Source organism: Fimbriimonadaceae bacterium (assembly GCA_019638795.1).
Taxonomy (GTDB): Bacteria; Armatimonadota; Fimbriimonadia; order Fimbriimonadales; family Fimbriimonadaceae; genus JAHBTB01.
Window position 1 is genome coordinate 187,663 of the sequence record JAHBTB010000002.1, and the last position, 14,418, is coordinate 202,080.

Consider the following 14,418-nt stretch of genomic DNA (forward strand, 5'->3'; position numbering starts at 1 on the left):
GTCCGTCGCGGCCCGATTGATCGCCGTCCCTCGGCGGCCCGCTTGGCCACCGGCCAGTCCACGACCGGACGCGTCCGCCGGGCGAAGACTTAGGTCGTTTTGTTTGGTCGGGGGGTGCCGTCCCGGATCGGGAGGCCGGCCCACAAGGTTCGTCTGTCTGACGGACCGGGGCCTTGGGTGAAGGTTCAGTCCGTCAGGAGGCTAGCGCCGAGCGCGTCAATTTGCGCACCCGTTTTCTTGGTCACGTCTTGCCATCTGCACGTCCAATCGTCTCGCCTCATGTCGTGGCGAGGTGGACACTTTGACAGCGTGACCGACGCCATGGATACAGGTCGTGAGTCATTTGCTCCGAAAGTCCTAACCCCATTTGTCAAGTGCCCTTGTCAGACAAACCATTCGTGGACAGGGGGTCCTTGGGGTCATGCCCAAGACACGGGTGGGTAACGTGAGGGAGCAAATGGACAGCGACAGTAGTAGACGGGGCGCGGAGCCCACCTAGCCAGTCGATATCCTTTGCCTTGTCTTCTGACAGGGCCTTCCGGATGTCGGAAGGCCCTGTTTCTGTCTCCCGCAAGGACCACGCGATGGAGACCACAACCACCCTCGATCTGGCCGCCCGGCTTCAAGCGGCACTTGCCACCGGCGCACCCTTGGACGACGCCCTCGGCACCGCCCGGGCCGTGGACGTCGCCGAGGCGCTCGGCACCCTGTCCGACTCCGAGTCCTTGGCCGTGTTCGCCGCCCTGGACAACGACCGTGCGGTCGACCTCTTCGACGACCTCAGCCCGTCTTTGGTCGAGTTCCTCGTCGAGAACACGCCGCGAGAAAGGCTTGTCGCCCTCCTCGACGCCATGCCGGTCGACGAGGCGGCCGACGTGCTGGCCAATTCAGACGCCGATGTGGCCGCCGAGTTGCTCGCCCTGCTGGAGCACCGGGCCCCCAGCGACGCCAAGGCGGTCCGCGGCCTGTTGGCCCACCCCGAAGGTACGGCGGGCCGACTCATGACGGACAACTTTGTGAGGCTTCGGCCCTGGCAGTCAGTCCAAGCGGCCACTGCTTCCGTACGGCTCCAGGGGCGCGAGGCAGAGACGCTCACCGACCTCTACGTCGTCGGGAACGGGGGTTCGGTCTTGCTCGGCGTCCTTTCGATGCGGGACCTGGTCTTGGCCGACAGCACCGAAGCGGTCCGCGACCTGATGACGACCGACCTTGTGACGGTGGCGACGGACACCGACGCCCAGGAAGTCGCCCGCTTGGTCGCCAAGTACGACCTGTTTGCGATCCCGGTGCTCGACAAAGACGGCCGGTTTGTCGGGATCGTGACCGTCGACGACGTCATCGACGTCATGGTCGAGGGGTTCACCGACGACATCGCCAAAATGGTCGGCACCGACGCGGAAGAGATGGACCGGCGCAGCCCGGCCCAGGTCGCCCGGATGCGTCTGCCGTGGCTCCTCGGCACGATGGCCATCGAGTTGTTCGCCGGGGCCGTGATCTCCCGGTTTGACGCCGTCCTGACCAAAGTGATCCTCCTCGCCTCGTTTATGCCGGTGATCTCGGCGATTTCGGGAAACGTCGGGTTGCAGGCGGCGGCCATCGTTGTCCGCGGCCTCGACACCGGTCACGTGAAGATCAGAGACACCCGCCGGGCTGTGCGCAAGGAGTTTTGGACGACCCTCTTGATGGCCGGGGCCTGCGGGATCCTTCTCGGCGCGGTCGGGGCGGTCTGGTCAAGGCATCCGTTCTTCGGGGTCGTGATCGGCACGGCGATGTTCGCCAGCATGCTGACCGCCGGGTTCATGGGGACGGTGATCCCAATCGTCTCCAAACGTCTGGGGTTTGACCCCGCCGCGACGGCCGGCCCGTTCGAGACCGCGTTCCAGGACGTGATCGGGTTCGCCGTGCTGCTCTGGGTGGCGAGTCTGCTGCTTCCCTGGTTGACGTGAGGCCTACCAGCGGATCAGGTTCGCGCCCCAGACAAGGCCCGCGCCAAAGCCGACGGTCAAGACCAGGTCGCCCTTCTTGAGCCGACCTTCTTTGTCCGCCTCGTACAGGCCCAGGGGGATGGACCCCGCCGATGTGTTGCCGTACTTGTGGATGTTGACGAACACCTTCTCGGGCGGAAGCTCGATGCGGGCCGCGGCACTCTCAATGATGCGCAGGTTGGCTTGGTGGGGGACAAAGAGGTCCACGTCGTCGGAGTGGAGCCCTGCCTCTTCGAGGACCCGGCAACACGCATCGCCGATGGCCTTGACGGCAAAGCGGTATGTCTCCGCCCCGTTCATATAGATGTAGTGGTTGTGCGGCTCGCTGTAGTGCCGGGCCAGGGGATAGCGCGAGCCACCGACCTCAAGACAGATGTGCGCGGCTCCGCTGCCGTCGCTCAGAAGCACGGTCTTGACAATGCCGCGGTCGGTGCCCTCTTCGGCGGTGAGCACCATCGCTCCGGCCCCGTCGCCAAAAAGGACGCACGTCGAACGGTCTTCCCAGTTCACGAACTTGGACAAGGTGTCGACCCCGACGACGAGGATCCGCTTGCTGTGCCCCGCCTTAAGCATCGCGTCGGCGACGTTGAGGGCGTAGATGGATCCGGCGCAAGCGGCCTGGACGTCGAAGGCACCGGCCTTCTTGGCACCGACCGCGTCTTGGACGATGCCTGCGGTGCTGGGAAAGATGTAGTCGCCAGTGACGGTGGCGACGATGACCATGTCCAAGTCGGCAGGGTCGACCCCGGCCCGTTCCAGGGCCTCTCGCGACGCGACGGCGGCGAGGTCGCTGGCCGCCTCGTCGTCTCGACAGATGTGCCGCTCCTTGATCCCGGTGCGCTGCGTGATCCACTCGTCGTTTGTGTCGACGAGCTTCTCCAAGTCGGCGTTGGTGAGGACCTTTTCGGGTACGGCGTGGCCGATACCCTGGACGACGCTGCGGATCTTCATGACGTACCTTTGCCGATGCCGGCCTCGACGCTTTCGCGGATGGCCTGGACGAGCCCTTGCTCGTGGGCGCGCGCGCCGTTCAGCACGGCGTTCTTCACCGCCTTCGCGTCGCTGCTCCCGTGGGCGATGATACACACACCGTTCACCCCCAGCAGGGGCGAACCGCCGTACTCGCGGTAATCGATCTGTTGGCGAAGCGGCGCCAGTCCCTTGCGAAGAGGAAGCCACAGGAGCTTGGCCGGCCCGGACGGGACAGCGCGGCGGATCTCGCCCATGATGTGCTCGGCGACGCCTTCGCAGGCTTTCAGCACGAGGTTCCCGACAAAGGCGTCGCAGACCACCACGTCCACAGGCTTGCGGAACATCTCCTTGCTCTCGATGTTGCCGCCAAACCAGTCGTGGCCGGCCATGAGGTCATAGGCTTCTTTGGCGAAGGCGTTGCCCTTGCCCGGTTCCTCGCCGATGTTCAGGAGATGCGCCTTGGGCTTCGTGCGGCCCATCACGCGTTCGGCGTAGGCGCGGCCCATCAGGGCGAACTCCAGCATCTGGCGAGGGTCGGCGTCGGGGCTGGCGCCCGCGTCTAGGAGCAGGAACCGACCGTGCTTGTTGGGGAACTGGGTGGCGATGGCGGGCCGGTCGATCCCCTTGATCCGCCCCCAGCCCAGCAGGGCCGACGCGGCCGTCGCCCCGGTGTTGCCTGCCGAGACAAAGGCGTCCGCGTCCCCCGACTTGACCAGGCCGGCCGCGACGACCATCGAGGAGTCTTTCTTGCGCCGGATCGCGTCGGCCGGCTTTTCGTCCATCGCGACGACCTCGCTGGCCGGGTGGAGGCGCAAGTTGGCGGGTTTGTCACCGATCAACGGCTGGAGAACGGCGGGGTCACCGACGAGGATCACTTCCCCGTCGAACTCGTGCGCCGCTTGGACCGCCCCGAGGACGATCTGTTCCGGGGCATGGTCACCGCCCATGCCGTCGAGGGCGACCCTGGTCAAGACTTGTCCTCACCCATAAGGTCGCCAAGGTCGGCAAACGCGGGGTGGCCATGGGGGGTCGTCAAATCTTCGCGTCCGCTCTTGGCGTTGGGACAGGGGCCGTCCCAACCAAACGAGCAGAGCGGCTGGACGGGAATGTTGAGGATCAGACCCTGCCGCACATAGTTGTCGCGGATGAGGGCGTTGTTCTTGAAGAGGGGGACGGGTTCGTCGGTGACGACCTTGGCGTACCCGTCGGAGGCGTAGCAGCTCGGCACCCCCTCGACCTCGAACTCGTCCTGCATCCGGAACTTCAACTTGACCTCGATCGGGGCGCCACACCGCGCGCACTCCACGACGGCGGTCGACTCAAGTCCGGTCTGGACCAGCAACATGTTGCCGGTGCTGACCGCGTCGATCTGTCCGGTGACCGGTTCGACAAGGTCGAGGTCTTCCTCCTGGTTGAGGGCCGTCGAAAAGGTGAACGACAGCTTCTTCCCCGGGTTCTGGACCGCTTCGTTCAGATCCAGCAGGTCCTCCTTCTTCATGGGGGACGCGATTTTACCTGGGCCGACCCCGCATGGTTAGGGATGTGTTTGCGGGCCTCGCGCGCCAATGATTTGTTTGGTCATGGCTGTTTCCCGCTTGATGCCGCAAGACCCCCGGCGCGGGGCGATGCGATCTCTCGTCGCCCGGGCGACGCAGTCGTTGAAGAGTGCCGAGTCGCTGAAGAGGGCGGCGCAACTTTTGCAACAAGTCGACGCGAACCCTGGACTGATCGACCGGCTGGTCGCGCCCGAGTCGCCGTGCACGAAGCTGGCGCTCGAGGGAATCGCGAAGAGCGCGTTCGGCGACGGTGGAGCGGAGTTTCTGTCGATCGGGGCGGTCGCGGCCGCGGCGGGCCCCGGTCTGGCCGTCCACGCCTACACCTGCGCGGCGACCACGATGCTCTTCCGCGAGACCGCCTGGCCGGCGGGCAAGGACCCCGCCGCGTTCTCCCGTCACTCGGTGGCGGTGGCCGCGGCGGCCGGGTTGGTGTCGGGTTGGTCGGGCGGTGACGCAAGCCGGGCAAGGGTGGCCGGAGCGTTGCACAACGTCGGCCTCGCCGTCATGCTCTGGGGTAATCCGGACACCTACGGCCGGTCTTCCAGCCCGATCGCGGGCACCGAAGCCCAAGTCCACGACATGGAGGCGGACCTGCTGGGATACGACCACCAGGAGGCCGGCGCCCTCTTCCTGGGCCAGTTGGGATTCCCCGCCGACATCACCGACGTCGCCGCCAGCCACCACAAATCGGACGCGACTGGCTTGGGGAAGGCCGTCCAAACCGCCGACCTGGCCGCCCACCAAATGGGTTGCGACATGGGCTTTGCCAACGCCCCGGCTGCCGAGGCCCAAGGCGCCTTCACTGCCTTGGGGGACGAAAAGGTCGCCCGACTGGCCGAGGCGGTTTCGGCCGTGACCCTCAATTTCGCCCGGCTCGCAGATTGATCCGAACGATTAGCTATAAGTCCCGCGTCCTTTGGGTACCATAGGCTCCGGCTTGGAGCACGGCCCGGCGCCTTTGATGGTGCCTGGCCGTGCAGTCTAGAGGTGGTGTGAAATCCACGCTGGCAAGCCGGGACAAAGGAGCTTTGCCTTGAAGAAGTGGCTGATCGCATTTTTGGCCGGTGCCGTCGTCGTGGGTTGCACGGGTGGTAACGGAGGCATCGTCGGGACGACATCCGGCACAACGAGCGGCACGACAAGTGGGACGACGACCGGCACGACAGGCCGGCAGTTGGCGACGGTGAACTTGCCAAGCCGCGCCGCCCAGGCCAACATCGTCATCTTGTCGGGGCAAGGACGCCGCAGTTCTGGCGACAACCACGCCACGTTCAACATCTTTCAATGGGGCCGGGGCACGATCGACACCGTGCCGACCGTGTTCCAAGGCACCTTGGACGGTATCAGCTGCAATCTCGGCGGCTACACGATGAACAACACCACGTTCACCCAGGACCTGGGTGACGGTGTCTTCGCCAAGAACTTCACCGACCTCTATCTCCAGGTGTGGGACTACGGCGTGGAAGACCAGTTCGGCCACGTCGTCTCCTTGTACTCTGGTCTCCCCGTCCAACTTCCGGGCCTCCCGATCAACGCGACCTTGGTGGCCGGGCGCCAGACGACCGTCCAGACCTATCTCAACGACTCGTCGATCAGCATGTCGGGCGGCGACATCGTTTTCGACCAAGCCGGTTGGAACAACGACAACCTGCCGGCCGGACTCACCGCCCTCCCCGGGTTTCTCAGCGACTTCGTCGCGTTCGACATGAGTTCGATGGCCGCCGCCGACCGGCCGCAGATGCAATCGGGTGGCCCGGCCGACAAGGCCATGTTCACTGGCGACCAGACCGGTATCTCCCGTGGCATGAGCACGGCCAACTCGTTTGACCTCTACTCCCAGAACTTTGTGGAGAGCGGCGTCATCACCCCGCCGGTGACGATCGCAGGGCAGCCGGCCCCCGGCACCTACAACGTCTACGAGCCCGACCCGCGCGGCACGCCGCCGACGGCCTTGTCGATCATCGCCGTCCAAGGCATCTGGCGCTCCTACACCGAAGTGCTGAGCGACGTCCCCGACTTCTCGATGCTCGTCCTGCCGACGACCAAGGCTAACGGCCAACACCAGGTCGTCGCCTTCAACAAGAGCGGCGCGGGTGTCTCGGCCCTGTGGTACGGCACCGTGACCCTGAGCGGCTCGACCGGCACCGTGACGCTGCACCCGATCAAGGAGCTCGGTGCACCGACCACGACGGCCACGGGCACGTTCAGCGACTTCTCCAAGATCGGCAACCTGGTCATCAACGGCAAGTTCACGATGAACACGCCGCCGGCCGGTTGGCCGTTCCCGACGTCGGGCGACTTCCTCGTCTTCCGCTAAGGACAAGATGCACCCAGTCCTGGTCGGGCTTGAGACCGAATACGGTCTGAGCGTCGAGGGGCGGGGCGCCGAAGAACAGATCGACGATTCCATGGCACTCGTCCGGAGTTATCCGGGCGAGTGCTTTGTTGGTTGGGACTACCGGTTTGAGTCGCCGCGCAGCGACCTGCGCGGGTTCCAAGTCGAGCACCTCGCCTACGACCCGGAGGACGCCCGGTTTGACGCGGGCCGGGCCCGGCCCGGCGACCAAGAGGTGCGTTCGGACCGCATCCTGCCCAACGGAGCGAGGTTCTACAACGACCACGGGCACCCCGAGTTCGCCACCCCTGAATGCCGCGGAGCCCACGAGCTGGCCCGTCACGACAAAGCCGGTGAGCAGGTCGTGGCCGCCGCCGCCGCCGCCTTCGCCCGGCAGACCGGGCGAAAGGTCAAGGTCTACAAGAACAACACCGACTTCCACGGGGCGAGCTACGGGACGCACGAGAGCTACCTCGTGCCCCGGCGGGTAGGGTTCGAGAGGCTCTTTCAGGCACTCGTCCCGTTGTTTGTCAGCCGGCAGGTCTTGACCGGGGCGGGCAAGGTCGGCTACGAACACGGGTCGGCCTGCCCGTTCCAAATGAGCCAGCGCGCGGACTTCTTTGTCGAGCCGGCAAACATCGAGACCTTGTACCGCCGCCCGGTCTTCAATACCCGTGACGAACCCCACGCCGACCCCTCTCAGTGGGTACGCCTCCACGTGATCTGCGGCGACGCGAACCGTATGTTCGGCTGCACCCGCCGCAAGGTCGCATTGGTCCGCCTGGCTCTGGCCCTCGTCGAGGCCGACGCCGTGCCGACCTGGCGGCTGTCCGACCCGGTCCGGTCGTTCGCCGAGGTCAGCCGCGCCGTCGATGACGAGGGGCGGATCGGCTTGGAGGGGTCCAGCTGGACGACCCCGCGCCTGGTGGTCGAGTCGTACTTGGACGCGGCGGAGCGTCTAGCGGCCCCAGACGAGGAAACCTTGGCCACGGTGGCAGAGTGCCGGGACTTGCTGGAGGCCCGGGCAAACGGCTCCGACCTGTTCCGGCGGAACGTGGACTGGGCGGCGAAGCGGTGGTTGCTCGACCAGTTCCGCGAGGACGAGGGTCTGGCCTGGCACCACCCCGCGATGCAATCGCTGGACTTGGCCTACTGCGACATCGACCCGGCCGAGAGCTTGTTCGACGCCCTAGTGGAAGCCGGAGAGGTCGACGGTGAGCCCAGCCCGGTCCCCGCAGTCCTGCCCGCAACCGTCGGCACCCGACCCTGGGCCCGTGGGCTGGCCACGTCCAAGTTCGGCCGCCATGTCCGGGCGGCCAGCTGGGGATCACTCGCCTTCCAGGGGCCCGACGGCACGGTCGACCTGCGTCTTGATCCGGTGGGAGACTTCAATCCGGGCCTGGCCGACGTAGAATCATGGGAGGAGTTCTGCGCGCTGGTGCAGGACAGATAACAAGGATATGGTCAACATTGACAGGACGACACGACCGGCCGAGCCCGAGCCCAGCCGCAAGCTCGGCGACGAGGGCGGCCCAGGTAAGCCCGGCATCGACCGGCCCAAGGCACCGAACGAGTTGCTCCGCCGCATGAAGAACGTGGACCCGGACCAGGCGAAGAAATACCGCCAGCGGTCGGGACAATGACCAGCGGGCCGAAGTCATTTGCCGAACTGGTCGGATTCGACCTCGGCAAGATCCCCGCCGGCCCCGACGAAGTCCACGGCACCACTGTCTTGGCCCTAAGGTTCGACCAAGGGGTCTTGGTCATGGCCGACCGCAGGGCGACGATGGGCAACCTGATCATGTATGAGCAGGCCGAGAAGATCGAGGCCCTGGACGACACGGTCGTGGTCGCGATCAGCGGTGCTTACGCGAGGTCCATCGAGGTCTGCCGCTACCTGAAGCACGCCTTCAAGTACTACGAACGGATGAACATGGTCGAGATCTCGGCGGAGGGCAAGCTGATGGAGATCAGCCGTGCGCTGGCCTCGAACCTCCCCATGGCCATGCAGGGAATCGGCCTCTTTGTGCCGATCGCGGCCAACTATGACGCGAAGACGGGTTCGTTCGGCGTGTACTTCTTCGACACCGCGGGTGGACGGTTCCTGAGCGCGGATTATGCGTCGGCGGGAAGCGGGTCAGAACGGATACGGGGTGTCTTCGAGTTCATCTCGCGGACGAAGGGGGCTTGGCACACCCGTCCTCAGGACGACGTGCTCCGCGACGGCCTGACGATGTTGGACATCGCCGCAGAAATGGACTCGGCGACCGGCGGATTTCGGAAGCACCTACCGTCGGTCACCGTGCTTACGGCGCAAGGCGTCCGCAAACTGACGGACGACGACATCCGGCCCCACGCCGAAGCCGTCCTCACCTGACCCATAGACACTGAAACAACGCTGGCCGCGCCTCCCAGAAGCGCGGCCAGCAGGATGTCACTCTGTCCGGAGTTAGAACCGGTAGCCGAGGTAGACGCCCAGGCTGGTGCCGTGGACGCCGCCCGAGGAATCGGTGTAGAAGAGGTTGCCCTCAAAGAACAGGTTCTGGTTGAGCTCTCGGCCAGCCCCGACCTTCATCGCCAAGACCGTGTTGGTGCTCGTCACGTCGACGATCGCCACACCGGCACCCAGGGAGAAATAGGAGCGCGGCTCGTTCGGCGTCGATCCGGCGGCATAGAACTTGTGGTTCAGCAGGATCGGGAACAGGTTGCCCTTGGCGCCACTGCCCGACTTGCCGATCCAGTCGAACGAGAGGTAAGTCTCGCCGTTGCCCTTGATCAGTTGGAAGTCAGGATAGTAGTCGACGCCGGCACCGATGTAGTTCGGAGCGATGTCGCGCAGGCCCGCGTCGATGGGATAGACCCAGCCGATGCGGAACGAAACGTTAGTCGGCGTGTTCCATTGGGCGTTGCTGACAGCAGCCAGTCCGATGGCGGCCAAGGCGAGAAGCTTTTTCATGCTTTTTGTGATCCTCCGTGTCTTGCCAGACATGCCTCGATCTCTCAGGCGCTCGTATTCTACTTGAACCTGCGACAAAGGTCAACTGGCCTCACGGACACGTCCGCTGCCAAGCCTACCCGGTAGACTCGCTGGTCGATGCCCGACCTGCTCTTTGAACTGGGTTGCGAGGAGTTGCCGGCCAATTGCGTCAAGCGTGCGTACGAGCAACTGGAGGCCGAAATCGTCCGTCGGCTGGACGAGGCGGGGCTGGCGCACGGGCCGTCGCGCTCGATGGGCACGCCAAGGCGCCTTTTGGTGGGGGTCGAAGGCGTCGCGGCGGGGCAGGCCGACACCAGAAAGGAGACCCGAGGGCCTTCGGTGAAGGCGGCGTTCGACGCGGAAGGCGTCCCGACAAAGGCTCTGGAAGGGTTCTGCCGGTCGAACGGCGTGACCCCCGCCGACCTGCGCAACGACGGCGAGTACCTGTGGGCCGATAAGGAGGTCAAGGGCCGCACGGCCAAAGAGGTCCTGGCCGAAGTGCTGCCCGCCGCGGTCAAGGCGATGACGTTCGACAAGACAATGCGGTGGGGCCAGGGGCGCATGCGGTTCGCCCGCCCGGTCCGGTGGCTCTTGGCGTCACTGGGCGGCCAAGTGGTGGGGTTTGAGATCGAAGGCGTGGAGTCTGGGCTCCAGAGCCGGGGCCACCGGTTCGATTTCCCCGCACCCTTCGCCGCCAAGACGTGGGACTCGCTCCTGGCCGGGCTCCGAAAGCGGAATGTCGAGCCAGACCCCGCGGTCCGGGAAAAGCTGATCCGCGAGCAGGCCGCCAAGGTCGCTTCGGGCACCCCGGAACTGTCTCCGGCCCTGGTCGACGAGAACGTCTTCTTGACGGAATGGCCCGTCTGCCATGAAGGCACCTTTCCGGCCAGCTACCTGGACCTGCCCGAACCGGTGCTGGTCACCGCCATGGCCAAGCACGAGCGGTTTTTTCCTGTCCGCGGCAAAGACGGCAGGCTCGCGGCCAAGTTCGTCTCCGTACGCAACGCGGGCGAAGAGAAGTCGGTCCGGGCTGGCAACGAGTGGGTCCTTAACGCCCGGTTCAACGACGCAAAGTTCTTCTACGACGAGGACAAGCGCAGCGATCTGGACTCGTTCCTGGAGAAAACCCGACGGATGGCGTTTCAGGAGAAGCTGGGCAGCGTCCACGACCGCGTGGCCCGGCTGGCCGACCTGACGGCGGCGGTCTACCTTGCCGCCGGGGGCGACCCCGCCCAAGTCGAAGACGCCCGGTTGGCCGGCACCTACGCGAAGGCCGACCTGAGCACCGGCTTGGTCGGCGAACTGGCCAGTCTGCAGGGCTTGGTCGGGGCGGAATACGCCCGGCGAGAGGGGCTCCCGGATGCGACGTGTGCGGCGGTCGGCGCCCAGTATGACGTCGCCGCGGCGACCCGGCTGGCCGACGGGCACGCCCGGACCACCGCCCTGGCCTTGGTGGCCGCCGACCAATTGGACAAACTCGCCGGCTTTCTGGGCGTCGGCCTGGTGCCGACCGGAAGCAGTGACCCCTATGGCCTGAGGCGGGCCGTCACCATGTTGATCGAGGCGGCGTGGGCGGTCGGCGGCACAAAGACGTTCCACGGCTATGACGTCCTCTGGAAGGAAGCGTGCCATGGCTACGCGGCCCACCTGCCCAGCGTTGTCCTCGACACTGAGGCGGCCGGCCTCGCGCTTGTCGACATCTTTGTCGGAAGGTATGAGGCCCTGCTGACCGAGTTCGATTACGACGTGCGGCTCGCGGTCGCCGAAGCGACCACCGACGAACGCCATCCGACCGCGAGGGTCGAGAAACTGCTCGACCCGGTCCGGCTCAAGTCCTGCTGCCAAGCGACCCAGGCGGTGAAGGCAGACCCCGCCCTTGTCCAAGCCCTCGCGCGGCCGTCGAGCATCCTTGCGGCGGCCCGAAAGAAGGGACTGGGCCAAGAGGTGGACGCCGCCTACGCCAAGTCCCCGATCGCCCTGATCGGACTGGCCGACGGCATCATCTCCGAAGACTTCGCGATGGACTGGGCCGAGGCGTGGGCGTCCCTTTTGGGCGGTGACGCCAGCCAGGCCACCCGGATGCTGGCGAGCCTCGCCGGGCCGATCAACGCGTTTTTCGAGGGCCGGATGGTGCTGACCGACGACGACGCCCAACGCCGCAACAACTTCGAGGTCCTTGTCGCCGTCGAGCGGACGCTCAACCAAGTCGCGGACTTTGGGCGCATCGTCATCGAAGGCTGACAAAGGGGGGCGTATGCTGGGTGCCTGGCGGAGATTCTCCGCCAAGGAACCACCATGTCGACCAAAGAAATCGCCGTCCGTCACGCCGACGCCAAGTGGGAGGGCAACCTCCGCGAGGGTAAGGGCCATGTCGCCCTGGGGAGCGGCAAGTTCGCCGGGCCGTACAGCTATGACTCGCGGTTCGGCTCTGGGCCAGACACGACGCCCGAGGAACTGATCGCGGCGGCGCACAGCGCCTGTTTCGCCATGGCCACCAGCGCCCAGCTCGCGGCGGCGGGCCACACCGCCACCCGATTGGAATGCACCGCCAAGGTGACCCTGGCCGACCCGGGCGACGGGGCCACGATCACGAAGATCGTGCTTGACCTCGTGGGCGTGGTACCCGGCGTCACCGAGGCGGAGTTTCTGGAGAAAGCTGCCGCGGCCAAGACCGGTTGCCCGATTTCCAAGGCTCTGGCCGCCGTTCCCGAGATCGTCCTGAACGCCCGACTGGCCTGACAGCGGTGGAACGGCTCGACTGTGACGTCCTGGTTTGTGGCGGCGGCACCGGTGGTGTCGCCGCCGCCTTGGCCCTGGCAGGCAAGGGGCTCAGGGTCGTCATGGTCGAGCGATACCCCTGGGTCGGGGGCCAACTCACCTCCCAGGGAGTCCCCCCCGACGAGCACCCCTGGATCGAACAGTTTGGGTGTACGGCGCGGTACCGCGACTATCGGTCCCGGGTGAGGCGGGCCGTCCAGGCCGACCCTCGGCTGACGGTCTCCGCCCGGAACGACCCCAGGCTGAACCCTGGCGGCGGGTGGGTCAGCCGACTCTGTCACCGCCCGTCCGACGGGCACGCCGTCCTCTTGCGGATGCTGGACGATGCCGGAGCGTGGCCCGGCCTGGATCTACGCCTGGGGTATAGGGTCGAATCGTGCGAGACCCTGGGCGACCGGATCGGGGTCGTCGGCTTTGTCAACGACGAAGGCGCCACCCTGGAAGTGGACGCCCGGTTTGTCCTCGACGCGACGGAGACGGGCGAACTCCTTCCCCTCAGCGGCGCCGAGTACGTCGTGGGCGCGGAAAGCCAACGGGAGACCGACGAGCCTCACGCCCTGGCGGGGGACGCCGAACCAGACAACGTCCAGGGACTGACCTGGTGCGCCGCGCTTGAACTCTGCCCCGACGGCGACTTCACGACCGACCGGCCCGCCCAGTACGACTTCTGGCGCGCCTACCGACCCCCCGGTTGGCCCGACAAGCTCCTGTCTTTCAAGATGCTCCATGTCCAGAAAGGGACGGTCATGGACTTCCCCCTCCTCGGCAATGGCGGGTTCAACCTCTTCACCTACCGGCAGATTGTCGACCCCTCTCTGTACCGCCGCGGTGCCCCGGCACCCGCGACCATCGTCAACTGGCCGATGAACGACTACTATGCCGGCACCGTCCTTGACGTGGACGACAGTACGGTTTCCGAACGGCTTTCTGCCGCCAGACAATTGACCTTGAGCCTGGTGCATTGGCTCCAGACCGAGCAGGGCTACCCCAACCTCCGCCTGGCGGGAGACTTGGTCGGGACCGATGACGGCCTGTGCCAGGCCCCCTACATCCGCGAGTCACGCCGGGTCCGCGCCGAGGTCACGGTGAGGGAACAGGACGTGTCGCCCGAGACGAACCCTGGTTGTGACCGGGCTCCGAACGACGGGGAGTCGGTAGGGGTCGGGGCCTACCGTATCGACCTCCACCCCTCGACGAACGGGCGGGGAACGGTCGACATCTCTGCTTTGCCGTTCCACATCCCCCTCGGGGCCCTTGTCCCCGTTAGAATGACGAACCTTCTCCCCGCGGGCAAGAACATCGGCACGACGCACGTGACCAACGGTTGCTACCGGCTTCATCCGGTGGAGTGGAACATCGGCGAGGCGGCGGGGTTGCTGGCGTGGTTTTGCCTGCGCGAACGGCTCTCGCCCCAAGCGGTGCGGGCCACCCGCTTAGAGGACTTCCAGGCTCTTTGCCGCAATGAGGGCATCGAGACCCATTGGCCGCGGCTTGGGGCCTTGTGATCAACCTTCCACCTCGACATGTTCGATCCTTGGCCAGGCCAAGAGTCCACCGTCTTCTTTTGTGTAAATCAGAGCAAGCCTTGCGTCCAACCCGCTGGCCAGACGATACTTGCCCACGACTATCCGGAAAGCGGCCACTCCGTCGCGCTTGTCATAAAAGTGACCGGCATGAAGGTCGTCACTGAGTCGTGTCATCGACAACAGAAGGTCACGGCGAACCTCCCTTGTTGATGCACCAAGTTCTGTCAGGCGGTCAATGACATTGTTCAGTTCGTCTTCAAAGGCGTTGGACTGGCGCATTCGAATCCCC

14 protein-coding genes are annotated in these 14,418 nt (G+C 65.7%); 9 read left to right on the forward strand and 5 right to left on the reverse strand.

What is annotated here, in order from left to right; translation table 11 throughout:
- The first annotated feature begins 584 nt into the window (after positions 1-584).
- A complete protein-coding gene (mgtE, locus tag KF857_04350; GenBank protein ID MBX3111218.1) occupies positions 585-1,946 on the forward strand; it encodes a magnesium transporter in 1,362 nt (453 codons plus the stop codon).
- A 3-nt stretch (positions 1,947-1,949) separates the two neighbouring features.
- Here the strand turns inward: mgtE and KF857_04355 are convergent, their stop codons facing one another.
- From KF857_04355 to KF857_04365, 3 genes are read right to left on the reverse strand one after another with little or no spacing between them, the layout of a single operon-like run.
- The gene (locus KF857_04355) at positions 1,950-2,930 is read right to left on the reverse strand and encodes a ketoacyl-ACP synthase III (protein MBX3111219.1); all 981 of its coding nucleotides are present in this window, start codon (positions 2,928-2,930) and stop codon (positions 1,950-1,952) included.
- A gap of 2 nt (positions 2,931-2,932) precedes the next feature.
- Positions 2,933-3,928, reverse strand: coding sequence for a phosphate acyltransferase PlsX (plsX, locus tag KF857_04360; protein MBX3111220.1), 996 nt, complete (start codon positions 3,926-3,928; stop codon positions 2,933-2,935).
- On the reverse strand, positions 3,925-4,455 hold the full coding sequence (locus KF857_04365) for a DUF177 domain-containing protein (GenBank protein ID MBX3111221.1): 531 nt from the start codon (positions 4,453-4,455) through the stop codon (positions 3,925-3,927). Before KF857_04365 ends, plsX begins: the two co-directional genes overlap by 4 nt.
- Positions 4,456-4,537: 82 nt before the next feature.
- Here KF857_04365 and KF857_04370 point away from each other — a divergent pair, with 82 nt between their 5' ends.
- From KF857_04370 to KF857_04390, 5 genes are all read left to right on the forward strand, one after another.
- Positions 4,538-5,398, forward strand: a complete 861-nt coding sequence (locus tag KF857_04370; protein ID MBX3111222.1) for an HDOD domain-containing protein — start codon at positions 4,538-4,540, stop codon at positions 5,396-5,398.
- A gap of 148 nt (positions 5,399-5,546) precedes the next feature.
- Positions 5,547-6,830: a hypothetical protein gene (locus KF857_04375; GenBank protein MBX3111223.1), complete on the forward strand. Its 1,284-nt coding sequence runs from the start codon at positions 5,547-5,549 to the stop codon at positions 6,828-6,830.
- Positions 6,831-6,837: 7 nt separating this feature from the next.
- Entirely contained in the window at positions 6,838-8,301 is a 1,464-nt protein-coding gene (locus KF857_04380) for a proteasome accessory factor PafA2 family protein (protein ID MBX3111224.1), read from the forward strand.
- A gap of 7 nt (positions 8,302-8,308) precedes the next feature.
- Positions 8,309-8,491 carry a ubiquitin-like protein UBact gene (locus KF857_04385; GenBank protein ID MBX3111225.1) on the forward strand — a complete coding sequence of 61 codons (183 nt, stop codon included), beginning with the start codon at positions 8,309-8,311 and terminating at the stop codon, positions 8,489-8,491.
- Positions 8,488-9,225 (forward strand): hypothetical protein, encoded by a 738-nt coding sequence (locus KF857_04390; GenBank protein ID MBX3111226.1) that lies wholly within the window; start codon positions 8,488-8,490, stop codon positions 9,223-9,225. Before KF857_04385 ends, KF857_04390 begins: the two co-directional genes overlap by 4 nt.
- Before the next feature lie 72 nt (positions 9,226-9,297).
- Here the strand turns inward: KF857_04390 and KF857_04395 are convergent, their stop codons facing one another.
- On the reverse strand, positions 9,298-9,804 hold the full coding sequence (locus KF857_04395; GenBank protein ID MBX3111227.1) for a hypothetical protein: 507 nt from the start codon (positions 9,802-9,804) through the stop codon (positions 9,298-9,300).
- A 138-nt stretch (positions 9,805-9,942) separates the two neighbouring features.
- On the opposite strand from KF857_04395, the gene glyS reads away from it, so the two are divergent.
- From glyS to KF857_04410, 3 genes are read left to right on the forward strand one after another with little or no spacing between them, the layout of a single operon-like run.
- A complete protein-coding gene (glyS, locus tag KF857_04400) occupies positions 9,943-12,066 on the forward strand; it encodes a glycine--tRNA ligase subunit beta (protein ID MBX3111228.1) in 2,124 nt (707 codons plus the stop codon).
- 54 nt (positions 12,067-12,120) lie between these two features.
- Positions 12,121-12,564 (forward strand): OsmC family peroxiredoxin, encoded by a 444-nt coding sequence (locus tag KF857_04405; protein MBX3111229.1) that lies wholly within the window; start codon positions 12,121-12,123, stop codon positions 12,562-12,564.
- A 5-nt stretch (positions 12,565-12,569) separates the two neighbouring features.
- Entirely contained in the window at positions 12,570-14,108 is a 1,539-nt protein-coding gene (locus tag KF857_04410; GenBank protein MBX3111230.1) for an FAD-dependent oxidoreductase, read from the forward strand.
- Here the strand turns inward: KF857_04410 and KF857_04415 are convergent, their stop codons facing one another.
- Complete coding sequence (locus KF857_04415) at positions 14,109-14,408, reverse strand: hypothetical protein (GenBank protein MBX3111231.1); 300 nt, start codon at positions 14,406-14,408, stop codon at positions 14,109-14,111.
- Positions 14,409-14,418 lie beyond the last annotated feature (10 nt).

Coding starts and splice junctions, on each gene's coding strand:
- mgtE (MBX3111218.1), top strand. CDS start 585: ATGGAGACCACAACCACCCTCGATCTGGCCGCCCGGCTTCAAGCGGCA.
- KF857_04365 (MBX3111221.1), bottom strand. CDS start 4,455: ATGAAGAAGGAGGACCTGCTGGATCTGAACGAAGCGGTCCAGAACCCG.
- KF857_04370 (MBX3111222.1), top strand. CDS start 4,538: ATGGCTGTTTCCCGCTTGATGCCGCAAGACCCCCGGCGCGGGGCGATG.
- KF857_04380 (MBX3111224.1), top strand. CDS start 6,838: ATGCACCCAGTCCTGGTCGGGCTTGAGACCGAATACGGTCTGAGCGTC.
- KF857_04385 (MBX3111225.1), top strand. CDS start 8,309: ATGGTCAACATTGACAGGACGACACGACCGGCCGAGCCCGAGCCCAGC.
- KF857_04390 (MBX3111226.1), top strand. CDS start 8,488: ATGACCAGCGGGCCGAAGTCATTTGCCGAACTGGTCGGATTCGACCTC.
- KF857_04395 (MBX3111227.1), bottom strand. CDS start 9,804: ATGAAAAAGCTTCTCGCCTTGGCCGCCATCGGACTGGCTGCTGTCAGC.
- glyS (MBX3111228.1), top strand. CDS start 9,943: ATGCCCGACCTGCTCTTTGAACTGGGTTGCGAGGAGTTGCCGGCCAAT.
- KF857_04405 (MBX3111229.1), top strand. CDS start 12,121: ATGTCGACCAAAGAAATCGCCGTCCGTCACGCCGACGCCAAGTGGGAG.
- KF857_04415 (MBX3111231.1), bottom strand. CDS start 14,408: ATGCGCCAGTCCAACGCCTTTGAAGACGAACTGAACAATGTCATTGAC.